Origin of the sequence: Streptosporangium sp. NPDC006007 (genome assembly GCF_040614315.1) — a bacterium.
Lineage (GTDB): Bacteria > Actinomycetota > Actinomycetes > Streptosporangiales > Streptosporangiaceae > Streptosporangium.
Window position 1 is genome coordinate 57034 of sequence record NZ_JBEXUG010000027.1, and the last position, 19101, is coordinate 76134.

Genomic DNA, 19101 nt, shown 5'->3' on the forward strand with positions numbered 1-19101 from the left:
CCGCGCGTCAGCCGTACAGGGAGTCGATCTGCCTGGCGAAGTCGCGCGTCACGATGTTGCGCTTGACCTTGAGGGTCGGGGTCAGGTGCCCGCTCTCCTCGGTGATGTCGACGTCGAGAACCGCGAACTTCTTGATCTGTTCGGCCTTGGAGACCGACCGGTTGGCGTCGTCCACCGCCTTCTGCACCTCGGCGAGGATCGCCGGGTCGGTGCTGAGGCCGGTGACGTCGGCGCCCGGCCTGCCGTGGGCCGTCCTCCACTGCTCCAGTGCCTCGGGGTCGAGGGTCACCAGCACCCCGACGAACGGCCTGTCGTCGCCGACCACCAGCGCCTGACTGATCAGCGGGTGGGCGCGGATACGGTCCTCCATCGGGCCGGGGGCGACGTTCTTGCCGGCGGCGGTGACGAGGATCTCCTTCTTGCGGCCGGTGATCCGCAGGTAGCCGTCCCCGTCGAGCTCGCCGACGTCGCCGGTGTGGAACCAGCCGTCGGCGTCGACCACCTCGGCGGTGGCCTTCTCGTCGTTCCAGTAACCGGAGAAGACGTGGCGCCCCTTGACCAGCACCTCGCCGTCCTGCCCGATGCCGATCGTGACGCCGGGGAACGGCTTGCCGACGGTGCCGATCTTGTTGGCGCCCGGCTGGTTGACCGTGGAGGGCGCGGAGGTCTCGGTCAGGCCCCATCCCTCGAAGACCTCGATGCCCACGCCCCGGAAGAAGTGGGCGAGCCGCTCGCCCAGGGCCGAACCGCCGGACACGGCGGCCGTCAGCCTGCCGCCGGTGGCCGCGCGGAGCTTGCCGTACACCAGCCTGTCGAACAGGGCGTGCCTGAGCGTGAGCCCGAGCCCGGCACCGCCGGTGGACCGCGCCCGGCTCCAGGCCATCGCGGTGGCGGCGGCGGCGTGGAAGATCTTGCCCTTGCCCTCGGCCGAGGCCTTCTGCTCGGCCGCGTTGTAGACCTTCTCGAACACCCTGGGCACGCCCAGCAGGAAGGTCGGACGGAAGCTCTGCAGGTCGGGGGCGACGTTCTTCATGTTCGCGGTGTGCGCCAGGATCGTGCCGGTCTCGACCAGCACCACCTGGATCATGCGGGCGAAGACGTGCGCGAGCGGAAGGAACAGCAGCGCGGCCCGGCCGTCCACGGTGAACAGGGGCTCCAGGGGGCCGGCCGCCACGTTCCTCGCGGTGAACAGCAGGTTGTCGTGGGTCAGCGCGCAGCCCTTGGGGCGGCCGGTGGTGCCGGAGGTGTAGACGATGGTCGCCAGGTCGGCCGTGCCGCACCCGCCCCTGCGCCCGGAGAGCGTCTCGTCGGTCACCTCGGCGCCGCTCGCGGCCAGCTCGCCGGTGGCGCCGTCGTCGATGTGCCAGAGGTGCTTGAGCTCCGGCAGGCCGGACATCGCCTCGCGGACGGTCTCCCGGTGGGTGTCCAGCTCCACGAAGACGGCCTTCGCGCCGCTGTCGGAGAGGATCCACCTGACCTGGTCGGACGAGGAGGTCTCGTAGATCGGCACGCTGGCCGCGCCGGCCGCCCAGATGGCGTAGTCGATCACGGTCCACTCGTAGCGGGTGCGTGACATCAGGGCCACCCGGTCGCCCGGCTCGACGCCGGCCGCGATCAGCCCCTTGGCCACCGCGGCGACCTGGTCGCGGAACTCTCCCGCGGTGACGGCGGCCCAGCCGTCGCCGGCCTTGCGGCGCAGGACGACGGTGCCCGGCTCCTGCTCGGCACGGTGAAACACCGTGTCGGTGAGGTTGGCGGAGGCGGGAACATCCACCAGAACGGGGACGCTGTACTCGCGCACGGGTCACTCCTGCGGGAAACGCGGATCGATGGGCTGCCTGGAGATCGTCCCGAGGTGCTCCGCGAGGGTGGATCCGTCACTCAGGCGTGGCCGGGGGCGATTTCACGGTATCAGTCTTGCCCCGCCGGGCCTCCGGACCGTGTTCGCGTCGCCCGTGTCGCATCTGATTCGTTACTTATGTCCCTATTGGCGGGTGGTGTGGCGAGTCCCTGAGCGGTGAGCCGTGCGTCCGCGAGGAAACGGCGAACGAGTACGGTATGCCCATGGCTGATCGCACCACCTCCACCATTACGATCGGCGCCGGCCGGTCCACCGTCATGAGGACGATCGCCGACTTCCCGGCGTACCCGGAGTGGGCGGGCCAGGTGAAGTCGGCGCGGGTCCTGTCCGCCGGGCAGGACGGCAGGCCGGTGCGGGTCCGGTTCGTCCTGGACGCGGGCGTGATCAACGACGAGTACACCCTCGGCTACACCTGGCACGGCGACGAGTCCGTCGAATGGAGCGTCGTCGAGGCGGGGAGGATGGTCTCCGGGCTCACCGGGCGTTATCGCCTGGCCGATGCGGGCAGCGGCACCGAGGTGACGTACGAACTCGCGGTGGACCTCAAGGTTCCCATGATCGGCATGATCAGGCGGAGGGCGGAGAAGGTCATCATCGACACCGCTCTGAAGGGGCTGAAGAGGCGCGTCGAGAGCGCGTGACACGGCGGATAGGCCGTCATGTCCGAGATGCCGTGCTGCATGCGGGCCTTCTCCGGGTACGGTTCGAGACGGGAGGGCCTGATGACTGAGAAGACCGGAAGAACCGAGAAGCCCGAGAAGGGCACAGACCCGCTGGGCGACGCGGCCGAGGAGGCGTTCAAGCTTTTCGACGCGCTCCAGCAGAAGGCGGCCAGGGAACTGGGCAGGAGCCTGATCCGGGGCACGGTGACCGGGGTCGGTGGAGTCTTCTCCGGCTCCCCCCGGAGCGGGCGGGACGTGTGGGGGGAGGCGGTCTCCGAGCACGACGAGTACATCTGCCGGGCCTGTCCCGTCTGCCGCGCCATGGCCGCCCAGCGTGAGTCGGGTGGCGCGGTCGCCGACCACCTGGTGCGGGCGGGCGGCGAGCTGTTCGCGGTGTTCAAGTCGGCCGTCGACGGGCTGAACAGGCCCTCGCCCGGCCGGCGGGAACGCGAGCGCGACCGGGCCGAGACTCCCGCCGAGCACGTCGACCTGGGCTGAGCCCGGGGGAAGAGGTCTGGGCCGAGCCCAGAGGGAACGGCCCGGGGTGAACCCAAGGGGAGAGGACGGACAATGGCGCTGACCATCGGCGTTGACATCGGCGGCACCAAGATCGCGGCAGGGGTCGTGGACGAGGACGGTCAAGTCGTCGAGCATCTGCTGCGGCCCACCCCGGCCCGGAACTCCGAGCAGGTCGCCGAGACGATCGCCGAGGTCGTCGCGGAGCTCGTCGAGGGCCGGGAGATCGAGGCCGTGGGACTCGGCGCCGCGGGGTTCGTGGATGAGACCCGGTCCGTCGTGCGCTTCGCGCCCAACCTCGCCTGGCGCGAGGAGCCCCTGCAAAAGAAGGTCTCCGATCTGGTCGGCCTGCCCGTCGTGGTGGAGAACGACGCCAACGCCATGGCGTGGGGCGAGGCCAGGTTCGGCGCCGGGCGCGGTGAGACCCACCTGGTGTGCGTGACCGTCGGCACCGGGATCGGCGGCGGCCTGGTGTTCGACGGCACGCTCTACCGGGGCCGCTGGGGCATGGGCGCCGAACTCGGCCACATGCAGGTCGTCCCCGAGGGGCGCCTGTGCGGGTGCGGCAACCTGGGCTGCTGGGAGCAGTACGCCAGCGGCAACGCCCTCGTCGCCGAGGCCCGGCAGATCGCCGAGCGCGACCCGGCGCGCGCCGCCGGGCTGCTGGAGCTCGCCGGCGGATCACCCGACCGCATCGAGGGCCAGGCGGTCACCGAGGCGGCCAGGCGGGGGGACCCGGCGGCGCTGGCCGCCTTCGCCACGCTGGCCGCCTGGATCGCCCAGGGCCTGGACGACCTCGCCGCGATCCTCGACCCCGGCTGCTTCATCCTCGGCGGCGGTGTCTCGCGCGCCTCCGACCTCTGGATCGACCAGGTCCGGGAGAACTTCGCCCGCGACCTGACCGGCCGGGGGCACCGCCCGGTGGCCGACATCCGCCTGGCCGAGCTGGGCGCGGCGGCGGGCGTGGTCGGCGCGGCCGACCTCGCCCGGCTCCGCTGAGGCGGGGCTGAGGCGAAGGTGCTCTCCGGACGGGGCAGGGGATCCGTGCCGCTCAGAGTCGCCAGCTACAACGTGCGCTCCATGAGGGACGACGTCGCCGCGCTGGGACGGGTGATCACCGCGCTCCGCGCCGACGTGCTCTGCGTGCAGGAGGCGCCCCGGTTCCTGCGGTGGCGTCGCAGGCGCGAGCGGCTGGCCGCCTCCGGCGGCCTGACCGTGGCGGCGGGGCGGCGCTCCGGCGGGGTGGCCGTGCTGACCGGTCCGGGGGTCCGGCTGCTGCACGGCGAGGGACACCTGCTCAGGCGCTTCCCCGGTCTGGAGCGGCGCGCCATCGCCATCGCCGTGGTCGAGACCGGGGGGCGGCGGGTGGCGGTCGGCTCCGTTCACCTCGACCTCGACGCCGACGCCCGGTCGTACCACGCGGGTGAGGCCCTGACCCTGCTGCGGGCCGCCTCCGACCGCTTCGGCGCGCTGCCGGTGCTCGCCGGGGACATCAACGAGCAGTCCCACGAACCGGCCTGGCGGCGTATCGCCGAGCGGCTGGCCGACTGCTATCCGGTCTCGCCGTCCGGTGACGGCCTCACCTTCCCCGCGAGGCGGCCCCGTGAGCGCATCGACGCGATCTTCGCGGCGGCGGGCCTCTCCGTGGTCTCCTGCGGAGGGACCGGAGCCGACCCCGCCGACCTTCCGCTGGCCACCGACCACCTGCCGGTGGTCGCCGAACTCGCGGTCTCCGGGGAAGGCGTCCTGCCCGGCCGAGCCGGTCGGGACGGGTGAACCCGCCACGGGCGCTCCCGGCCCCGATCCCCGTCCCGTCCCCCGTCCCGTCCCCCGTCCCGTCCCCCGTCCCGTCCCCCGTCCCGGCCCCGATCCCCGTCCCGTCCCCCGTCCCGGCCTCGATCCCCGCCCCGGTGCCGATCGCGGGGACGGCCTCGGTGAAGACGGCCGTTGAACCTCAAGGATCGGGCACGATACGCTCCGCGCACTTTCCCGAGATCTCCATCCGGGCGGCAAGTCGGGGAGCCGGGCACGCGGGAGGGGTTGTGCGCCGTACCATTTGGGGCATGACCCGTCGCCTTCCGCGGCGTGTGCTGGCGCTGTGCGCGGGAGGTCTGCTCCTGCCGGCCTTCTCTCCGCCGGCCGCTCACGCCGATCCCGTCAGCCCGCCCGTGGCGGAGGCATGGCAGGCGCCGACCAGCGCGCGGCTGAGCAGCGACGGGTCGCTGTCCGATGTGGCGGGGATCTCCGCCGGCGACGTCTGGGCGGTGGGCCAGCAGAGCGTCTGGGACATCTGGCAGAGCCGGGGCGCGATCACCCACTGGGACGGCGAGGCCTGGACCGAGGTCGGCATCCGCAACGACCCCACCGGCGCGGGGCTGCTGCGCTCGGTCGCCGCCGCCTCCCCGACCCGGCTGTGGGCCGTCGGTGAGGGCCACGACGGCATGCCGTACCTCGCGGCGGGGGACGGGACGGGCTTCGACCGGGTCGTCGTCGACAGACTGCACGCGGGTGACTGGCTGGGCGGGGTGGCGGCCGTCCCCGGCCGGATGACCGCGGTCGGCCGCCGGGACCGGCAACCCCTGATCGTCGCCGAGTCCGGCGGCAGGTGGAGGCTCACGCAGCTCACCGGCAAGGGCACCCTGTACGGCGTGGCGCTGGCCGGCAAGGGCGACGGCTGGGCGGTGGGGGACACCGGCGGCAGGCCGTTGATCACGAAGCTGTCCGGTGGCCGATGGAAGGCCGTGGCGGCCCCCGACATCCCGGGCGGCTATCTGCGTGACGTCTACCTCGACGGGTCGAAGCGGGCGCTGGCCGTCGGCGGCGTCTACCGGCGGTCGGGCGGGGTCAGCCCGCTGATCCTGTCCTGGAACGGCAAGAAGTGGTCCCGGGTCTCCCTGTCCGGCGACGACGTGCGCCTGTACGGCGTGACCGGCGACCGCAAGGGGCACTTCTGGATCTCAGGGGTGGACATGGAGCGGCCGGGGGAGGCGTTCCTGCTCCGTTACGACGGCCACACGGTCAAGACGTTGCGCGGCGCCACCGCCGACACCCCGCGGACCATCAGGCTCCAGTCGGTGACCTGTCTCCCCGCCACCGGCACCGTGTGGACCGTGGGCCACGTGGTGGACGCCCAAGGCCGTTACACCGACGTGATCGAGCGGTTCGGCGCCCCGGAGCGGGCCAGGCCGTAGCACCGGGTGGGCGGGGCGCTTTCGGCGTGGAAGCCCTCGACGGGCGGTCCCGGGAACACCGTGGACGGCCGCGAGCCCTCGGCCGCGGACCCTCAGATGACCGCGCCGTCGTCCCAGCCGGAGTCGTTGGGCGGACCGTCCCCCATCCGCACCACCAGAGCCACGAAACCGCCGATGAAGACGGCCACCGCGGTGAACAGCATCCAGCCCTGTAGTTTCCAGTTCAGGGCGGCGCTGAGCAGCAGGTAGGCGGGCCCGCCGAACAGGCCCAGCCAGGCGATCTTGGTGGTGGTGTCGGTCGTGGGGAGAGGGGGCGGGGGCGGGGGCACGTAGTGGCCCTCGTCGTCGGGATCGGTCTCCTCATCGTCGATGAGGTCGGTGAACTCCTCCTCGACCGAGGGGGGCCGTTCCTCCTCCGACTGCTTGACCACCCGCCGGGGGGGCTCGACCGGCAGGTTCTCGCTGTCCGGCCAGGGTTGGTCGGCCGAGTCCAGCTCGGCGGTGTCGTTGAAGGACGCGACGATCTGACGCCAGACCTCGTCCTCATCGCTTTGAGGTGTCACTTAGCCGGCCCGTCCCTCCCGGAGACCGCGCATTCCCCACTCGCGTTCAGTCTCCCTGCAAGGGTACAGAGGCGTTCGCTTTGATGAACTCCAGGCTCCCCGCAAAGATCCGATCCGCATCGTTGTCGAGAGTCGCGACGTGGTAGCTGTCGTTGAGCTCCACAACACTAAGGTTCCCCCCGGTCAGCCTCTCACGCAGGATACGTACACTGGCCGGTTTGACGACATGGTCCTGCGGGCTGTGGAAGACCAGCACCGGCTGGGTGATCTTGTGCAGCTCCGCGCGGGTCAGTGCCCACAGCCGGGGGAGGGTGGCGGCGGCCCTGACCGGCGTCCGCGAGTAGGCGAGTTCGGTCACCCCCTCCTTCTTGATGTCCCCGGCCACACCGGGCACCGACCGGACCACCAGCCCGAGGAGGGGCGCCACCGCCAGCAGCGGCACGTCGTTGGCGACCGAGGGGTTGACGACCACCACCCCCCTGATGCCCTCGCCGTGCACCTCGGCCAGCCGCAGCGCCATGCAGCCGCCCAGCGACAGACCCGTCACGAAGACCTCGTCGCAGTCGCCGCGCAGGTCGGCCAGGGCCTTGTCGAGCTCGGCGTACCAGTCCTCCCAGCGGGTACGGCCCATCTCCTGCCAGGTGGTGCCGTGCCCCGGCAGCCTGGGCAGTGTCACGCTGAGGCCCGCCGAGGCCAGGTACTCGCCCCAGGGGCGCAGCGACTGGGGCGACCCGGTGAATCCGTGACAGAGCAGGACCCCGATCCTTCCGCCCCTGTGGTGGTACGGCTCCGCGCCGGGCATGACTGGCATCGCAGCTCCTTGTAGGGTTCGCCCGATCGTCGCATGCCTGGGGCGTATTTTGCGAGAGGTCGTTTTGGGGGGGTTTGGTGAGGTAGGTGCTCCGGCTTGGAGATGGGAGGATGATCCTGGGTCCCCCCGCCGACCGAAGGAGCCTCACGTGTTCTATTGGGTGGTGAAGGCCATCCTCTGGCCCTTCCTCCATCTCGTCTTCCGCCCGTGGGCGGAGGGCGTGGACAACGTGCCACGGGAGGGGCCGGTGATCCTGGCCGGTAACCACCTGTCGTTCGCCGACCACTTCTTCGGGGCGCTGTTCCTGCCGCGTAAGGTGATCTCCCTCGGCAAGTCCGACTACTTCACCGGCCGGGGGATCAAGGGTTTCCTCAGCCGGGCCTTCTTCAGCGGTGTGGGCACCGTCCCGATCGACCGCTCGGGCGGCAAGGCCAGCGAGGGGGCGCTCCGCACCGGCAAGCGCATTCTCGCCGAGGGCCAGGTGCTCGCCATCTACCCCGAGGGCACCCGCTCCCACGACGGGCGCCTCTACAAGGGCAAGACCGGCGTGGCCCGGCTGGCCCTGGAGGCGCGTGTCCCCGTCGTTCCGTGGGCGATGGTCAACACCTTCGAGATGATGCCCCCGGGCCGTCTTCTCCCCAGGCTGGGCATCCGCCCGGGGGTGAGGTTCGGCAAGCCGCTGGACTTCACCCGCTACTACGGGATGGAGGAGGACCGCCTCGTCCTGCGCGCCGTCACCGACGAGATCATGTACGCGCTGATGGAGCTCTCCGGCCAGGAGTACGTCGACAGGTACGCCGCGAGCGCCAAGGTGGAGGCGGCCCGCAAGGCCAGGGAGACCCGCAAGGCCGGGGAGACCCGCGGGCCCGCCTAGCGTTGTGACCGGGAACGTTCCCCGGGGCGCGCCGCCGGGCGGCGGCGATCGGGCCGGCGTCACCGCTCGCCGTACCGGTGCCATGGAGGATGGTCACCTCGGAGAGGGGAAGTGGTCAACGTATCGGCTCCTATCGGTGGTCGAGGGGGGTCGTTATGATGAAGCCGAAGACCTCCGTGCGATGTGCGAGAGGCCACGGCGGTGGGGCCCGCCGGCTCCACCGACCCGGAGCAGACCACGGCGGCGACCGTCAACGGTCCCTATCAGATACGTTCCGTCGTGCTGGTGGGAGAGTGCCATGTCCGAGACATCCGATCGCCGTCCCCCAGGTCCTCCAGCGGGCTCCGGCGGTGATCCGCGAGCCGTCCCCCGGCGGGTGGAGTCCCGGCGGGCGTGGCGGTCCTGGCGGATCTGGCGGGCCCAGTGGGCGACGCTTGGAGCGATCTCGGCCGGTGGGGTGATCGGGGCGCTGACCCGCTACGGGATCAGCACGGCCCTGCCGCATCCACCGGGGGGCTTCGCCTGGGCCACGTTCCTGGTCAACGTGACCGGATGCCTGCTGATCGGCGTGCTGATGGTGCTCGTCACCGAGATCTGGCAGGCGCGTCCGCTGGTCCGCCCGTTCCTCGGGATCGGGGTGCTGGGCGGGTTCACCACCTTCTCCGCCTACATCCTCGACATCGGCCAGACGGCCGCCGCCGGCTCCCCGGAGACGGCGCTGGCCTACCTGGCGGGTACGGCGGTCGCCGCCCTGGTGGCGGTCCATCTCGGCGCGTCGGCGATCCGCCTTCTCATCCGTCCCCGAATCCGTCCCCGAGGCGAGGAGCGGTCGTGAACATACAGGGGCCCGCGCTCCGACTGACGATCTTCATTGGTGAGACCGGGCAGTGGCGTCATCGGCCGCTGTACCACGAGATCGTGCACCGCGCCCATCAGGCCGGCCTGGCCGGGGCCAGCGTGATCCGCGGCATTGAGGGATACGGCGTCTCCGACCACATCCACACCACCCGGATCCTCTCGCTGTCCGGCGACCTTCCGCTGGAGATCATCATCGTCGACTCGGCGGAGGCGATCCGGGCGTTTCTTCCTCAGCTGGAGGAGCTGGTCACCGAGGGACTGGTCGTCGTCGAGCCGGTCGAGGTGGTCCGTCACGCGGGCAGGACGGTGCCGCCCCCCGAGCGGACCGGGCGGACCGAGGAGGCGGAGAAGACCGAGGGGACCCCGTGACCCTGCTGCTGGTCGCCCTGGGCGCGGCCCTGGGGGCGCCGCTGCGCTACCTGACCGACCGCGCGATCCAGATCCACTACGACGCGGCGTTCCCGTGGGGGACCTTCACCGTCAACGTGGCCGGATCGGCGTTGCTGGGCTTCCTGGCCGCGCTGCCCGCACACAGCGCGGTCCTGGCACTGGCCGGGAGCGGGTTCTGCGGCGCGCTGACCACCTACTCCACCTTCGCCTACGAGACGGTACGGCTGGCCGAGAGCGGAGCCCGCCTGCTCGCGGTCATCAACGTCGCCGCGAGCGTCACAGCCGGTCTGGGCGCGGCCTGGTTCGGCGTGGTTGTGGCTCAGGCACTCGCCTGAACTGCGACGATATGAAAATCGGGGAGAATTCGGAGGGTGTCGAGGCCGGTAGTCCCCGCTGTCCCGATCTAGCCTGCGGTTATGAAGATCTCTCGAACCGACGTCGCGGCGGTGGCCTGTGGAGGGGCGCTCGGCGCGCTGGCCCGTCACCTGATCCATCTGGCCTTTCCGAACCCGCCACGGGACTTTCAGTGGACGCTGCTGTGGGTCAGTGTGTCCGGCTGTCTGCTGATCGGCGTGCTCACCGTCTGGCTGGAGAGACATCCGGGCCACCCGCTCGTCGGGCCGTTCCTGTCCACCGGTTTCCTCGGCGGTTTCACCACCTTCTCCTCCTACGCGGTGAACGTGGAGCAGAGGTTCCACTACGGCCAGCCCGGTGTCGCGGTGGCCCACCTGGTGCTCACCCCCGTACTGGCGATGATCGCCGTGTTCGCCGGGACGGCCCTCGCCAGGAGGGTGATATGACCGTCGCCATCCTGGTGCTGCTGGGGGGCGCCTTCGGGGCTCCGCTCCGCCACCTTCTCGGCAAGTGGATCCCCACGCACTTTCCGTGGGCCATTTTCATCGCGAACGTGTCGGCCTCGTTCCTGCTCGGCCTGGTGGGGGCGGGGGTGAGCACCGGCTGGCTGCCCGGCTGGGTGCTGGCCCTGGCCGGCACCGGATTCTGCGGGGCGCTCAGCACCTACAGCACCTTCGCCAACGACACCCTGAAACTGGCCGAGCAGGGGGAGCGCCGCCTCGCGGTGACCAACCTGCTGATCAACGTCGTGTGCGGTCTCGTGGCGGCCTTCGCCGGCGCGGCCCTGGGCAGGGCGTTCTGATCGCCCACCCCGGGCGCTACCCCTGGCCGAACTGCAGGTCCGAGCCGGCGAGCTGCTCGGCGTCGGTCTCCTTCATCCGGAAGAGCCGGTCGACGACCTTGCCGATCACGAAGGTGACCACGAAGCTGTAGACGCCCACCACCACGATGGAGAGCGCCTGCTTGCCGAGCAGCGCGCCGCCGCCGCCGTAGAACAGGCCGGCGGTCTTGAACGCTCCGGTCGAGAACAACCCGATCAGCAGGGTGCCCACGATGCCGCCCATGCCGTGCACGCCGACCACGTCCAGGGTGTCGTCGTAACCGAGGACGAACTTCCACTCGACGGCGAACGAGCAGAGGACGGCGGCGACGATGCCGATCACCAGGGCGCCCTCGGCGTTCACGTAGGCGCACGACGGCGTGATGGCCACCAGGCCGGCGACGGCTCCGGTGGCCGAGCCCAGCTTGCTGAACCTGCGCGCCCGGAGCCACTCCAGGAACATCCAGGTCAGCATGCCCGCGCAGCTCGCGATCATGGTGCTCAGGAACGCCGTTACCGCGGTCGGGCCGTCGTTCAGCGCGGATCCGCCGTTGAAGCCGAACCAGCCGAACCAGAGCAGGGCCAGCCCGAGCATGACCAGCGGGATGTTGCTGGGCTGGGGCGGATCACCCCGCCGGTACCTGACGCCGGGGCCCAGCGCCATGGCCAGCGCGAGACCGGCCATTCCCGAGTTGAGCTCGACCACCAGGCCGCCGGCGAAGTCGAGGGTGCCCATCCTGTGGATCCAGCCGCCGGTGTCGAAGACCCAGTGCGCGATCGGGAAGTAGACGAGGGTGGCCCAGACCACCGAGAAGATCATCCATGGCCCGACCCGGGTGCGTCCGGCCACCGAGCCGCTGATCAGGGCGACGGTGATGATGGCGAAGGTGAGCTGGAAGAGCGCGTAGGCGTAGGTCGGGACCGCGCCCGTCAGGTCGGTGGCCTTGACGTTGGCGAAGCGGAAGTCGCCGAAGCCGATCAGGCCGAGCCCGCCCGCGTCCGGTCCGAAGACCAGGCCGTAGCCGTAGGCGAACCAGAGAACGGTCACCAGGCTGATCGAGATGAAGCTCATGAAGAGCATGCTGAAAACGTTCTTCGAACGGACCATGCCGCCGTAGAAGAAGGCGAGTCCCGGTGTCATCAGCAGCACCATCGCGGTGCTCACCAGCACCCAGGCGGAATCGCCGGTATTCAATCCGGTAGGCATCGTCGAACCTCACTTAGCGGTGCTTCCGATCTGTCGGTTAATGATCGGAGGTGGGGAGAGTGAAACATCACATCCATGGATTTGGCGGTAATAAAACGGTGCGGGTAAAAGTAGGTGAGAAAACAGGTATTGATCCCATTAAAAGAGTGGCTCTCGGGTAGTTCGCCGCCCGGTGCCGGGAATGAGAGGTCCGGACGGCTCAACGCGGCCCCAGATAAATGAGGAAAACTCGGAGAGGCCGACGTGACATCGACGACTCCGGCGGCAGACACCCCGCCCACGCGGTGGCTGAGGCCGCTCCCCCTGCTCGTCTCGGTGATCCGCGGAGTCGGGCAGGTCGACTTCATGGCCAGCACCTGGACCGGCCTCATCTTCATCGTCGCCCTGTTCGCCGGGGGCTGGCGCTACGGCGTCTACGGTCTTCTGGGGTCGGCGGTGGCCACGCTCACCGCCTGCGCCCTCGGCGCCGCGCGCGACCGGATCGAGCCGGGGCTTGAGGGCTTCAGCGGCACCCTCATCGGCGTCGCGTTCGTCCTCTACTTCGGGGTGGGCTGGATGACCACGCTCCTGACCGTGCTGGGGTGCGTCGCCGGCAGCGTGGTCACCTCCGCGCTGGTCACCTTGCTCAAGCCGTTCAACCTGCCGACCTTCACCGCGCCGTTCTGCATCATCACCAGCGCGATGCTGCTCGCCGCCCCCGCCTTCGAGCGCGTCAGGCAGGGCAGGATCGGCCCCGCGCTTCCGTCGGCGGCGACCGGCCGTACGGCGCTCACCTGGAACGACACCTGGCAGGGCATGTTCAACGGGATCGGCCAGATCTTCTTCCAGAACAAGTGGTACGTCGGCCTCATCTTCCTGATCGGACTGGTGGTGGGCAACTGGATCGCCGCCGTCGCCGCGGTGGTCTCCAGCCTGATCGGGATGGCGACCGCCTGGGTGCTGGGCGCCCCCGCCGCCGACATCGCCGCCGGGCTGTACGGCTACAACTCCGTCCTGGTGGGCATGGCGCTCGCCGGGATCTTCGTCGTGCTCACCCCGGCCAGCGGCGTCTACGCCGCGATCGGGGCGATCACGGCCACCGGCCTGACCGCGGCCCTGACCACCTTCTTCGCCCCGTTCGGTGGCCACACCCTGACATGGCCGTTCGTCGTGGTGGCCTGGACCTTCCTCGCCGCCGTCCCGGCGCTCTCCTGGCTCAGGCGTGCCGGGTGACCGTGCCGGACGGCTCTGCCGGACGACCCTGTCGGACAGACCAGATGAACCTTAGGAAAAGGGGGACCTTCCATGAATCTCACACCCAGGGAACTGGACAAGCTGCTGATCTACGTTGTGGCTGACCTGGCGGACAAGCGCAGGTCACGCGGCCTGAAGCTCAACTACAGCGAGACGGTGGCGCTCGTCAGCGCGGCCGTCCTGGAGGCGGCACGCGAGGGCAAGACGGTCGCCGACTGCATGGAGCTCGGCAAGAAGGTCGTGGGACCGGCCGACGTCATGGACGGCGTCCGGGAGATGCTCCCCCTCATGCAGGTCGAGGCGACCTTCCCGGACGGCTCCAAGCTCGTCTCCTGCCACGACCCCGTCGGCGTCTGAAAGTGCCGGCGCTCGGGTGGCCGGGGGCGCCGACGGTGAGCCGGGAGCCGGTGACGGCGCCGCGGTCGCCGGAGGCAGGTGGGACGGTGCTGGTCGGCGGGCACGAGAGCCGGTACGGCCGCGCGCTCGGCGACCTTCCCGGCGCCACGGTCACGGCCGTCGGCCGGGATCTGTACGCCCTCACCCGGCACCCGGCGGTCGTCGTCCCGATGACGCTCGGGCGGGACACGGGGCTGGCGGCCCAGATCGCGCAGATCCTCCGCTGGAACGGCCGGGGCCGCAGGCCGGGGGAGTTGCTGCTCGCCCCGCCGCTCGGCACGCCGGCCCATCTCGTCGGCTGGCTGCGGGCCGCGGCCGGTCGCGTCGCGCTACCGGCGTCCTCACCGGACGGGCCGTGGGCGGTGCTGGTGACCGCGCCCTCGGCGTCGGCGGAGGAGGACGCCGAACTGTTCCGGGTGGCGCACCTGGTGCGCCGGCACAGCGGACTCCGCTGGGTCGAGGTCGCGCTGACGGGCGGTGATCCGGACGTCGCCGAGGGCGTGTCCCGATGCCGTCTGCTCGGCGCTCGGCAGGTCGCCGTCGTCTCGGCGTCGTTCGTCAAGCCGGACCTGCCCGAGGGCGTGACCTGGGCGGGCCCGTTGCTCACCGCGGCCTCGCTGGAGGAACTGGTCAGACGGCGGGTCGAGACGGCCGGGGAGCGCTGGAGAAGGCACGCGGACGACGGTCTCGCCGCGGTGTCCGGCGACCATCACCACCATCACACTCATTGATCGAGGGAGAAGTCATGGTACGCAAGCCCGTGAAGCACGAGGCCCTGCCACGTCATGAACGCTACATGTACGGCGAAGGGGAGATCGAGCTCAACAAGGGACGGAGAAAGACCAGCCTGACCATTCGCAACACCGGGGACAGGGCCGTCCAGATCTGTTCTCACTATCACTTCTTCGAGGTCAACCGGGCGATCTCCTTCGACCGGGACGCGGCCTTCGGAATGCACCTCGACCTCCCGGCGGGCAACGCCATCCGGATCGAGCCGGGAGACACCCACCAGGTCAACCTCGTCGAGTACGGCGGCGGCCTGCGCGTCTACGGCTTCAGCGGCCTGGTCGACGGCAGCGTCCGCGCCGGCAAGACCCACCGGGTCGCGCTGGAGCGGGTGAACGACTTCGGCTTCCTCGACGTGCCCGTGGAGAAGGCCAAGAGCCCCAATGGGGCGGCCAAGAACGGCGCGGCCAAGAAGGCGCCCGCGAGGAAGGCCGCGACGGCCTCCAGGAAGAAAGGCTGACGTCCAATGGTGACCATGAGCCGCAAACAGTACGCCGACATGTTCGGTCCCACCGTCGGAGACCGGATCAGGCTCGCCGACACCAACCTGGTGATCGAGGTGGAGAAGGACTACAACGCCGGTTTCTACGGGGACGAGTCCGTCTACGGCGGCGGCAAGACCGTCCGTGACGGTATGGGCTCGGCACCCGGAGCCACCAACTTCAGCGGCGCCCTGGACATGGTGATCACCAACGTCGTGGTCGTCGACCCGATTCTCGGCGTCGTCAAGGGGGACATCGGCATCAGGGACGGCATGATCGCCGGCATCGGCAAGTCGGGCAACCCGCACACCGAGAACGGCGTGGACCCGAGGCTGGTCATCGGCCCCGGCACCGAGGTGCTCTCCGGCGAGCACATGATCGCCACCCCGGGCGCCATCGACAGCCACGTCCACCTCATCTCCCCGCAGCAGGTGGAAGCCGCGCTGAGCAACGGGATCACCACGCTGATCGGCGGTGGCGTCGGCCCCTCCGACGGCACCCGGGGCACCACCTGCACGCCGGGGCCGTGGGGGATCGGCCGGATGCTCCAGTCGTTCGAGGGCCTGCCGATCAACATCGGCCTGATGGGCAAGGGCAACGGCAGCAGGCCGGAACCGCTGAGCGAGCAACTCCAGGCAGGGGCGTGCGCGCTGAAGGTCCACGAGGACTGGGGCTCCACCCCCGCCGTGATCGACAACTCGCTGTCGATCGCCGACGAGTACGACATCCAGATCGCCATCCACACCGACACCATGAACGAGAGCGGCTTCCTGGAGGACACGATCAGCGCCATCAACGGGCGCGCGATCCACACCTTCCACACCGAGGGGGCCGGCGGCGGTCACGCCCCCGACCTGCTCAAGGTCGCCGGCGAGCCGAACGTGATGCCCTCCTCCACCAACCCCACGCTGCCCTACACCATCAACTCCATGGACGAACTCCTGGACATGGTGATGGTCTGCCACCACCTCAGCCACGACAACCCCGAGGATGTCGCCTTCGCCGACAGCCGGGTCCGGGCCGAGACCATCTCCGCCGAGAGCGTCATGCACGACATGGGCGTGATCAGCATGATCTCCTCCGACTCGCAGGCGATGGGCCGGGTGGGAGAGTCCTTCACCCGGGCCTTCCAGATCGCCCACCACTGCAAAGACCTGCGGGGCAGGCTGCCGGAGGACTCCGACCGCAACGACAACTTCCGGGTCCTGCGCTATCTGGCCAAGCTGACGATCAACCCGGCCCGCACCACGGGTATCTCCGACGTGGTCGGCTCCCTGGAGGCGGGCAAGCTCGCCGACATCGTGCTCTGGCAGATGCACGGCTTCGGGGCCAAGCCGTACGTGGTGGTCAAGGGCGGCCAGATCAACTGGGTGCAGATGGGCGACCCGAACGCCTCGCTGCCGACACCCCAGCCGGTCTACTACCGGCCCATGTTCGGGGCGTTCGGCAAGGCGCTGCCCGCGACGAACATCACCTTCATGTCGCAGGCCGGCATCGCGGCAGGGGTGCCGGGCAAACTCGGCCTGGAACGGCTGGTCCACCCCGTGCGGGGCTGCCGCACCATCGGCAAGCACGACATGATCCGCAACGACGCGCTTCCGGAGATCACCGTGGATCCGGAGACCTACAAGGTCTCGCTCGACGGCGAGCACGCCTTCATCGAGCCGGCCAGCAAACTGCCCCTGACCCAGCTCTACTTCATCGCGTGAACCTCAGTCCGCTGCTCGTCCAACTCCAGCTGACCGACTCGGCCTTTCCGAGCGGTCTGTACACCCTGTCACACGGCCTGGAGGGCTACGTCCAGTCCGGCACGGTGGAACCGGCCGACCTCCCGATCCTGCTGGCCGACCTGCTCCGCCACTCCGTGGGGCCCGGCGACGCCACCGCCCTGGTGCTCGCGCACCGGGCGGTGACCGAGGGTGACTGGAACCGGCTGGCCGAGGTCGACCGGCGGCTGCACGCGATCAAGCTCAACCGCGAGCTGCGGGCGGCCGCCGCCCGGACCGGCCGCCAGCTCCTGGACACCGCGGGCCGGGTCTTCGGCGGGCCGGTGGCCGGGAAACTGGCGGCGCTTGTCCGGGAGGGGGCCGCACCGGGTAACCACGCGGTCGTGGCCGGGGCACTGCACGCCGGTCTCGGGGTGTCGGAGAGGCACGCGGTGGCCGGGGACGTGTTCGCCTTCTGCGCCGGCTGGACCGCCGCCGCCGTACGCCTGGGCAGGGTGGACTTCCGCCGGGCCCAGGCCATGCTGTACGGCGCGCACCCGGAGATCGTGCGTGCCGCGGCGACAGCCCTGGCGGCCCGGAGCCCGTACGACATCCACGGCTCGGTGCCCCTGGCCGACACCTTCTCCGCCGCGCACGAGCGGGCACCGGCCCGACTGTTCACCACCTGACCCCGTCACCGTCACCGTCACCGTCACCGGAAACCGCATCGAGAGGATCCCCATGGAGATGGAGAACGTACCGAAGATAGGCATCGGCGGCCCGGTGGGCTCCGGCAAGACGGCGCTGATCGAGGCCATGGTGCCGTTGCTGATCCAGCGCGGGCGCAGTCCGGGCGTCATCACCAACGACATCTACACCCAGGAGGACGCCCAGCACGCCCGCCGCTCGCTGGCCGGCGTCCTCGACCCGCGGCGGATCGTCGGCGTCGAGACCGGGGCCTGCCCGCACACCGCGGTCCGCGACGACCCCACGATGAACCTCGCCGCCGGGGCCGAGATGCTCGAACGCTTCCCCGACATCGACATCCTGCTGTTCGAGAGCGGCGGGGACAACCTGACCCTCACCTTCAGCCCGGCCCTGGCCGACCTGTACATCTTCGTCCTGGACACCGCCGAGGGCGAGAAGATGCCGCGCAAGCGCGGCCCGGGGATCACCGACTCGGACCTGCTCGTGATCAACAAGATCGACATCGCCCCGTACGTCCGCACGGACCTGTCGGTGATGGAGCGCGACGCCCACCATGTGCGCGGAGACAGGCCGGTCATCCTCACCGACTGCCTGACCGGGGCAGGGGTGGCCGAGGTCGTCGACTTCATCGAGGCGTGTGAGGCGGTGGCGTGCTCCTCGGCGCGGTAGGGAGGCCGGAGGCGATGCGCAAGCCGACGCCCAAGCCGGTGCGCAGGCCGACGCGTGAGCCTGTTCACGAGGCCCCCGTGAACAGGCTGGCCCCCGAGCACTACACGATCGCCGATATCCCGCAGGTCGTCTTCCGCTACGCGGGGGTCCCCGACACGCTGCCGGTGGGCAGCCCCGGCAAGGTGGGGGTGATGGAGCTGGAGTTCGCCAGAACCGACCGGCGGACCGAGTTGACCGGGCACTACCAGAAGACGCCGCTGCAGATCATGAGGCCGCTCTACTTCGACGAGCGGCGGCCGGAGATGGCCTACGTCATGCTGATGTCCGCGGGCGGCGGGATTCTCCAGGGAGACCGCTACCGCATGGACTTCACCTGTGGTGCCGGGACCGAGGTGAACCTGACCACGCAGGCCGCCACGAAGATCTACAAGATGGAGCACGACTACGCCACCCAGATCGTCAACATCACGGCGGGGCCGGACAGCCACGTGGAGTATCTCCCGCACGCGTCGATCCCGTTCGCGCGCTCGCGCTTCTACCAGCGTCTCAGGCTGGTGGCCGACCCGTCGGCCACGGTGGTACTGGGCGAGAGCATGCTCGTCGGCCGCCTCGCCCGCGGCGAACGCAACGACTACGACGTGTTCTACAGCGACATGGAGGTGTGCCGCCCGGACGGGGAACTCGTCTTCGCCGACACCGTACGGCTGGCGCCGTCCGAGGACGGTGTGACGGGTCCCGCGGTCCTCGGCGACTTCGGGGTGATGGCCTCGCTGTTCGTGATGACCGGCAAGGCGCCCGCCTCCGTGGTGGCCGACACCCTGCACGAGGCGCTGGCCCCCCTGATCTCGCCGGGCCTGCGCGCCGGGGTCAGCGTGCTCCCGCGGGACTGCGGCGCCTGGGTCCGCGTCCTGGGGGAGGAGTCGCCGGAGGTGGAGGCCGCGCTCCGCGGCGCGTGGGAGGCCGCCCGCCTCCTCCTCATCGGCGTCCCCGTCCCCACCCGCCGCCGCCCTTGAT

Annotated in this window: 22 protein-coding genes and 1 pseudogene; 19 read left to right on the top strand and 4 right to left on the bottom strand. The window is 70.4% G+C overall.

Annotated features, from left to right (window positions below; genetic code table 11):
- Nucleotides 1-7: 7 nt before the first annotated feature.
- Nucleotides 8-1801: an AMP-dependent synthetase/ligase gene (locus tag ABZ194_RS20800; RefSeq protein WP_355598580.1), complete on the bottom strand. Its 1794-nt coding sequence runs from the start codon at nucleotides 1799-1801 to the stop codon at nucleotides 8-10.
- A gap of 263 nt (nucleotides 1802-2064) precedes the next feature.
- Between ABZ194_RS20800 and ABZ194_RS20805 the strand changes: the two genes are divergently transcribed.
- The 5 genes from ABZ194_RS20805 to ABZ194_RS20825 all read left to right on the top strand — a co-directional run bounded on the left by ABZ194_RS20805 (nucleotide 2065) and on the right by ABZ194_RS20825 (nucleotide 6230).
- The gene (locus tag ABZ194_RS20805) at nucleotides 2065-2502 is read left to right on the top strand and encodes an SRPBCC family protein (RefSeq protein WP_355598582.1); all 438 of its coding nucleotides are present in this window, start codon (nucleotides 2065-2067) and stop codon (nucleotides 2500-2502) included.
- An 81-nt stretch (nucleotides 2503-2583) separates the two neighbouring features.
- Nucleotides 2584-3021 carry a hypothetical protein gene (locus ABZ194_RS20810; protein ID WP_355598584.1) on the top strand — a complete coding sequence of 146 codons (438 nt, stop codon included), beginning with the start codon at nucleotides 2584-2586 and terminating at the stop codon, nucleotides 3019-3021.
- Between the two features lie 72 nt (nucleotides 3022-3093).
- On the top strand, nucleotides 3094-4038 hold the full coding sequence (locus tag ABZ194_RS20815) for an ROK family glucokinase (RefSeq protein ID WP_355598586.1): 945 nt from the start codon (nucleotides 3094-3096) through the stop codon (nucleotides 4036-4038).
- 45 nt (nucleotides 4039-4083) lie between these two features.
- A complete protein-coding gene (locus tag ABZ194_RS20820) occupies nucleotides 4084-4815 on the top strand; it encodes an endonuclease/exonuclease/phosphatase family protein (protein ID WP_355598588.1) in 732 nt (243 codons plus the stop codon).
- Between the two features lie 287 nt (nucleotides 4816-5102).
- Nucleotides 5103-6230, top strand: coding sequence for a hypothetical protein (locus ABZ194_RS20825; protein ID WP_355598590.1), 1128 nt, complete (start codon nucleotides 5103-5105; stop codon nucleotides 6228-6230).
- 92 nt (nucleotides 6231-6322) lie between these two features.
- Here the strand turns inward: ABZ194_RS20825 and ABZ194_RS20830 are convergent, their stop codons facing one another.
- Together ABZ194_RS20830 and ABZ194_RS20835 are read right to left on the bottom strand one after the other, a co-directional pair.
- The gene (locus tag ABZ194_RS20830) at nucleotides 6323-6793 is read right to left on the bottom strand and encodes a hypothetical protein (RefSeq protein ID WP_355598592.1); all 471 of its coding nucleotides are present in this window, start codon (nucleotides 6791-6793) and stop codon (nucleotides 6323-6325) included.
- 46 nt (nucleotides 6794-6839) lie between these two features.
- Nucleotides 6840-7604: an alpha/beta fold hydrolase gene (locus tag ABZ194_RS20835; RefSeq protein WP_355598594.1), complete on the bottom strand. Its 765-nt coding sequence runs from the start codon at nucleotides 7602-7604 to the stop codon at nucleotides 6840-6842.
- 148 nt (nucleotides 7605-7752) lie between these two features.
- Between ABZ194_RS20835 and ABZ194_RS20840 the strand changes: the two genes are divergently transcribed.
- From ABZ194_RS20840 to ABZ194_RS20865, 6 genes are all read left to right on the top strand, one after another.
- Nucleotides 7753-8478, top strand: a complete 726-nt coding sequence (locus tag ABZ194_RS20840; RefSeq protein WP_355598596.1) for a lysophospholipid acyltransferase family protein — start codon at nucleotides 7753-7755, stop codon at nucleotides 8476-8478.
- Between the two features lie 298 nt (nucleotides 8479-8776).
- Complete coding sequence (locus ABZ194_RS20845) at nucleotides 8777-9313, top strand: CrcB family protein (protein WP_355598598.1); 537 nt, start codon at nucleotides 8777-8779, stop codon at nucleotides 9311-9313.
- A complete protein-coding gene (locus ABZ194_RS20850) occupies nucleotides 9310-9705 on the top strand; it encodes a DUF190 domain-containing protein (RefSeq protein WP_355598600.1) in 396 nt (131 codons plus the stop codon). The genes ABZ194_RS20845 and ABZ194_RS20850 overlap by 4 nt, the downstream gene beginning before the upstream one ends.
- The gene (locus ABZ194_RS20855; protein WP_355598602.1) at nucleotides 9702-10061 is read left to right on the top strand and encodes a CrcB family protein; all 360 of its coding nucleotides are present in this window, start codon (nucleotides 9702-9704) and stop codon (nucleotides 10059-10061) included. The genes ABZ194_RS20850 and ABZ194_RS20855 overlap by 4 nt, the downstream gene beginning before the upstream one ends.
- An 81-nt stretch (nucleotides 10062-10142) precedes the next feature.
- The gene (locus ABZ194_RS20860; RefSeq protein ID WP_355598604.1) at nucleotides 10143-10526 is read left to right on the top strand and encodes a CrcB family protein; all 384 of its coding nucleotides are present in this window, start codon (nucleotides 10143-10145) and stop codon (nucleotides 10524-10526) included.
- Entirely contained in the window at nucleotides 10523-10882 is a 360-nt protein-coding gene (locus ABZ194_RS20865; protein ID WP_355598606.1) for a CrcB family protein, read from the top strand. Before ABZ194_RS20860 ends, ABZ194_RS20865 begins: the two co-directional genes overlap by 4 nt.
- A gap of 16 nt (nucleotides 10883-10898) precedes the next feature.
- On the opposite strand, the gene ABZ194_RS20870 is transcribed toward ABZ194_RS20865, so the two are convergent.
- Nucleotides 10899-12107 (bottom strand): ammonium transporter, encoded by a 1209-nt coding sequence (locus ABZ194_RS20870; protein ID WP_355598608.1) that lies wholly within the window; start codon nucleotides 12105-12107, stop codon nucleotides 10899-10901.
- Nucleotides 12108-12350: 243 nt separating this feature from the next.
- On the opposite strand from ABZ194_RS20870, the gene ABZ194_RS20875 reads away from it, so the two are divergent.
- From ABZ194_RS20875 to ABZ194_RS20910, 8 genes and pseudogenes are all read left to right on the top strand, one after another.
- Complete coding sequence (locus ABZ194_RS20875) at nucleotides 12351-13319, top strand: urea transporter (RefSeq protein WP_355598610.1); 969 nt, start codon at nucleotides 12351-12353, stop codon at nucleotides 13317-13319.
- 72 nt (nucleotides 13320-13391) lie between these two features.
- Nucleotides 13392-13697 (top strand): urease subunit gamma, encoded by a 306-nt coding sequence (locus ABZ194_RS20880; protein ID WP_355598612.1) that lies wholly within the window; start codon nucleotides 13392-13394, stop codon nucleotides 13695-13697.
- Between the two features lie 50 nt (nucleotides 13698-13747).
- Nucleotides 13748-14467, top strand: a complete 720-nt coding sequence (locus ABZ194_RS20885; RefSeq protein ID WP_355598614.1) for a hypothetical protein — start codon at nucleotides 13748-13750, stop codon at nucleotides 14465-14467.
- A gap of 65 nt (nucleotides 14468-14532) precedes the next feature.
- A pseudogene (locus tag ABZ194_RS20890) lies at nucleotides 14533-14817 on the top strand (urease subunit beta); the annotation flags it as partial.
- Nucleotides 14818-14988: 171 nt separating this feature from the next.
- Nucleotides 14989-16713 carry an urease subunit alpha gene (gene ureC, locus ABZ194_RS20895; protein WP_355598616.1) on the top strand — a complete coding sequence of 575 codons (1725 nt, stop codon included), beginning with the start codon at nucleotides 14989-14991 and terminating at the stop codon, nucleotides 16711-16713.
- Nucleotides 16710-17399, top strand: a complete 690-nt coding sequence (locus tag ABZ194_RS20900) for an urease accessory UreF family protein (RefSeq protein ID WP_355598618.1) — start codon at nucleotides 16710-16712, stop codon at nucleotides 17397-17399. Before ureC ends, ABZ194_RS20900 begins: the two co-directional genes overlap by 4 nt.
- Before the next feature lie 58 nt (nucleotides 17400-17457).
- Entirely contained in the window at nucleotides 17458-18087 is a 630-nt protein-coding gene (gene ureG, locus ABZ194_RS20905) for an urease accessory protein UreG (RefSeq protein WP_355598620.1), read from the top strand.
- 14 nt (nucleotides 18088-18101) lie between these two features.
- Nucleotides 18102-19100 (top strand): urease accessory protein UreD, encoded by a 999-nt coding sequence (locus ABZ194_RS20910; protein ID WP_355598622.1) that lies wholly within the window; start codon nucleotides 18102-18104, stop codon nucleotides 19098-19100.
- Nucleotide 19101: the final 1 nt, after the last annotated feature.